1 rRNA gene is annotated in these 1,509 nt (G+C 51.3%); it reads right to left on the bottom strand.

Annotated elements, in window-relative coordinates:
• Positions 1-1,397 (bottom strand): 23S ribosomal RNA (locus WMO64_RS17000); the annotation flags it as partial.
• Between the last annotated feature and the right edge of the window lie 112 nt (positions 1,398-1,509).

Genomic DNA, 1,509 nt, shown 5'->3' on the forward strand with positions numbered 1-1,509 from the left:
GCCTCTCGGCCTCGCCTTAGCTCCCGGCTTACCTTGGGCGGACGAACCTTCCCCAAGAAACCTTAGATTTTCGGCCATTATGATTCCCACATAATTCTCGCTACTCATTCCGGCATTCTCACTCGTGTACAGTCCACCGCTGCTTTCGCTACGACTTCACCCCATACACGACGCTCCCCTACCCCTGTCCTAAGACAAGCCCAAGCTTCGGTTACATGCTTAGCCCCGTTATATTTTCCGCGCAGAGTCACTCGACCAGTGAGCTATTACGCACTCTTTTAATGAGTGGCTGCTTCTAAGCCAACATCCTGGTTGTTTTCGCAACTCCACATCGTTTTCCACTTAGCATGTATTTGGGACCTTAGCTGTGGGTCTGGGCTGTTTCCCTTTTGACTACGAAACTTATCTCACGCAGTCTGACTGCTAGTCATCAATTATCCGGCATTCAGAGTTTGATAGGGTTCAGTAACCTTATCGGCCCCTAGCCCATTCAGTGCTTTACCTCCGGTAATCTAAACTAACGCTAGCCCTAAAGCTATTTCGGGGAGAACCAGCTATCTCCGAGTTCGATTGGAATTTCACCGCTATCCACAGGTCATCGCCGACCATTGCAACGGGCGTGCGTTCGGTCCTCCATGGAGTTTTACCTCCACTTCAACCTGCCCATGGATAGGTCACCCGGTTTCGGGTCTATTGCAACAAACTTCACACGCGCTGTTCACACTCGGTTTCCCTTCGCCTCCGGTACTGAATACCTTAAGCTTGCTTGTTACAATAACTCGCCGGACCATTCTACAAAAGGTACCTCATCACCCTTTAACGGGCTTTGAGTGCTTGTAAGCACAAGGTTTCAGGTTCTATTTCACTCCCCTCCCGGGGTCCTTTTCACCTTTCCCTCACGGTACTGCTCCTCTATCGGTCATCAGGTAGTATTTAGGGTTGGAGGGTGGTCCCCCCAGTTTCCCACCGGGTTTCACGTGTCCGGCGGTACTCTGGATCCCGACTGACACAACTCATCTTTCACCTACGGGGCTGTCACCCGCTATGGCCGGCCTTCCCATGCCGTTCGGTTAAACTATTGCGCCGTGATGTCGGTCCACAACCCCGGTGGATAAATCCACCGGTTTGCCCTCTTCCGCGTTCGCTCGCCACTACTTGCGGAATCTCTGTTGATTTCTCTTCCTCGCCCTACTTAGATGTTTCAGTTCAGGCGGTTCCCCACCTACGCCTATTTGATTCAACGCAGGTTCCTGGAGTATTGCTCCAGGGGGTTTCCCCATTCGGAAATCTCCGGGTCAAAGGCTGTTTGCGCCTCACCGAAGCTTATCGCAGCTTGCCACGTCCTTCATCGGCTCCTGATGCCAAGGCATTCCCCTTGCGCTCTTATTAGCTTGACCTTCCGTAGAACCTTTCTGGTTCTACATTTGATCATGAATTATGCAGGCTTCACAGAAGTTTTGCAAATTGGCTAATTGTTTTACCCAACTAGAACGGCTTTCGCCATTCTAT

It is taken from the genome of Pseudoflavonifractor intestinihominis, from assembly GCF_040096055.1.
GTDB lineage: Bacteria > Bacillota > Clostridia > Oscillospirales > Oscillospiraceae > Pseudoflavonifractor > Pseudoflavonifractor intestinihominis.